The sequence below is a fragment of the Peribacillus sp. NPDC058002 genome, assembly GCF_042886655.1.
Classification (GTDB): domain Bacteria; phylum Bacillota; class Bacilli; order Bacillales; family DSM-1321; genus Peribacillus; species Peribacillus aracenensis.
Genome location: NZ_JBHVQU010000356.1, coordinates 1 through 2887 on the forward strand (window position 1 = coordinate 1; position 2887 = coordinate 2887).

General features: G+C 42.0%; 2 protein-coding genes and 1 pseudogene. All 3 read right to left on the reverse strand.

Features of this window, described 5'->3' with window-relative positions; translation table 11 throughout:
* A pseudogene (locus ACFVSH_RS24925) lies at positions 1-896 on the reverse strand (YfcC family protein); the annotation flags it as partial.
* 55 nt (positions 897-951) lie between these two features.
* Complete coding sequence (locus ACFVSH_RS24930; protein ID WP_387708431.1) at positions 952-2568, reverse strand: M20/M25/M40 family metallo-hydrolase; 1617 nt, start codon at positions 2566-2568, stop codon at positions 952-954.
* On the reverse strand, positions 2565-2887 hold a 323-nt coding region (locus tag ACFVSH_RS24935), incomplete at its 5' end, for an arginine deiminase family protein (protein WP_387708432.1). The genes ACFVSH_RS24935 and ACFVSH_RS24930, both read right to left, overlap by 4 nt.

Sequence of the window (2887 nt, forward strand, 5' to 3'; positions counted from 1 at the left end):
CTTATATACCATCCTAATTTAATAACTCCATATACTAATAGGATGAAATTCACCAATAAAATAATTAAAGCAGCGCTATGTCTTTTACTCATCCTAAAATTTTTATCAAGATGTGCATGTTCTTCACGCCTGAATTTCCCATACTCCCCCTGTTCAGGATCTCTTTTAACCTTCATTGCATGGAAATAGATGTACAATACTGTAACGACATAAAACACTGCAAGAAGAGCGATCCGCAATCCCATTCCCGAATACATGGGCAGTTCTGCAATGCTTTGGGCAACCCCTACATTAAAAGGGTTCGTAATGCCCGAGATGAATCCAGTCGCCAATGTTCCAAGGATGACGATCGCAAAGCCTGTAAGGGCATCAAAGCCCAATGCAATCGTCATCGGAACAATGATTGCGATATAAACTAATGAATCTTCAGCAGAGCCGATCAGTGTCCCTAATGATGCGAAGATTAATACCATCAACGGAATAAGCAATCTCTCTTTTTTTCCGAATCGGACAGCCACAAACTTAATGAAAGAATCCAGTGCTCCTGTTGCCTGCATGATTCCCAGTGCTCCGCCAAACAAAAAGACGAACAAGATAATTGACGCTCCTTCAATCATCCCTGCGTGAATGCTGCTGAACATTTCCAATAATCCCACTGGTGTTGATTCAACGAATTCAAAAGAAGTGGGATCAACTACACTTCGGCCATCCTTTTCAATTCTTTCATATTGGCCCGCGGGTAAGATATAGGTTAAAACCGTCACGATTACAATTACGATAAACATTAATACAAAAGGATTAATCCCTTTTTCCGGTAGCTCCGTCAGTTGGTTAAGCGGCTTATTTTTCTGACTAATCGGCTCGGAAGTGATTTGACCATTAGGCAGGTCATTCATTTAAATTCCCCCAGTTAAAGTTATATACTTTTATTCCAGTTCTCCTGACGGACCATCACTTCTCAACCAAACACTTAAACATATTCTTAATTAACTTCTCCAGCATGACGGGCGTATGGACGAAGGCGCTATCGATGTGAAGGCGCTCTGTACGCTGGTGGGCATCCTTGCCGAAAGGACCCACATTAAGTACGGGTGCCTGAAGTTTTTGCATATCCGCGAAAGGAATGCTGTAAGTATCGCCCCAGACTGGTGTATTTTTTTCAAAAGCTGTCCAGCCATCAGACTCATCATTATAATGAACATAGCTTAAATCGCAAAGGCCATTAAAATAATGAATTTGGCTGACTTCCTCACCAAGCATTCTCGCAGTTTCCTTCATTAATTTCACAGATTCCATGATAAGCGGATCATCGGACGTATTGACGGCTGGATAATATGGCGGTGCGAACAGCAATACAATGGCGGGTGAAAGCTCCTGACATTGTATCATCAATTTTTCAACGATCCGCACTGATTTTTCCCGCTCATCCAATTCCATGTTTCCTTTAACATCACTCTTTATTTGCTCAACAAAACTCCCGCCAAATTTGCCCTCGGCATATGAAAGTAACTTTTCGTAACGCAATACTTGTACTTCACCTACACCTTCAATTTGTTCACGAAGGCAAAGCCTTTTATAAGATTCATTGCATTTCATCGCTGCTTCGTTAGCAACCTGTTCGAATAGGTCCATTATTTCTGCAGCTGTCCTTTTCATAATGAACACATTATAAAGCGCGGCTGCCCGATAAGGTGTCTGTGTTGAATATTGTAGTTTTAGATCTTTTTGCTGAAGCGATACCGGTAAAGGTGTTTCCTCACCAAGATCACTTTCTTGAAAAAGAGTGTTCCACTCCATAAGCTGCGTGAGGAAAGAGGCTATATAGTTAGCTGTCATGCCCTTTAATGGCTCACCTACATGAGTTTCTTTCCCATAAAAAAGTGCAGCGGGCATGATTTTCCCCAAAGTTCCTGAATAAATATAATGTCTATTATCGCCCGGTTTCTGTGAAAAAGACGGTTCACTATTAAAAAACATTTTATAGGAAAGGCCATATTTATCACGTAAAGTCACAAGTTCTTTAACTGCAGCCCTCATTCCCGCGGAATTCACTTCTTCATCAGGAACCGTTAACAGCAGGAGATTGATCGGCCATTGTTCGATGCTTGCCTTTTCGATGATAGCCATATGAAGGGCAAGACCCATTTTCATATCCATCGTTCCTCTGCCAAACAAGTACTTTCCTGATTCAAGATCAATGCGCGCTTCTTCCGGCAGTTCACCTTTCCTGTCATGAAGTTTTTTCGTGAGCTCCTCTGGCTGAAATGCAAGAGTCTCAAGATCACCGTATTCTTCAGTATGAACCGTATCAAAATGGCTAATTAATACAACAGTCTCCTTGCTATCAGGATGTTTATAAAAGGCATTGACAAAATTCCTCCCTAAATCAGCCTCGTGAAGCGATAAGTGCGCCGGATTCCTTTTAAAATAATCAAGCTCCCTCAACTTCTCTTGCACTTTATACGGAAACAATTGTTCTCCTTGTGTAAGAGTACGGCTATCCCAGCTAACAAGTTCACATAACAAAGCACGGAGCGTTTCTGGAGTACCCCATAGTAATCGACTCATTCCAATCCCCCTTCATTGATATTTGTACGCACCACCGGGCAGGTTAAACAAGTTGGACCGCCAGTGCCTTTGAAACTGATCTCAGTTCCTTTGTATTCATAAACCGTTGCTCCCGCATCAATAAGCTTTTGTTTTGTGTAAGCGTTACCAGAAGATATCACGCAAACCCGCGGAGCAATGGCAAGAACATTACAGCCCAAGGTCAAGTACTCATCAACTGGCACTTCGATAAGCTGTATGCCTCGTTCAATCAGCATATTTCTGAAAAAGACAGGCATAAGTCGGGAGTGAACAACTGCTAAATCCTGGTCGACCATAC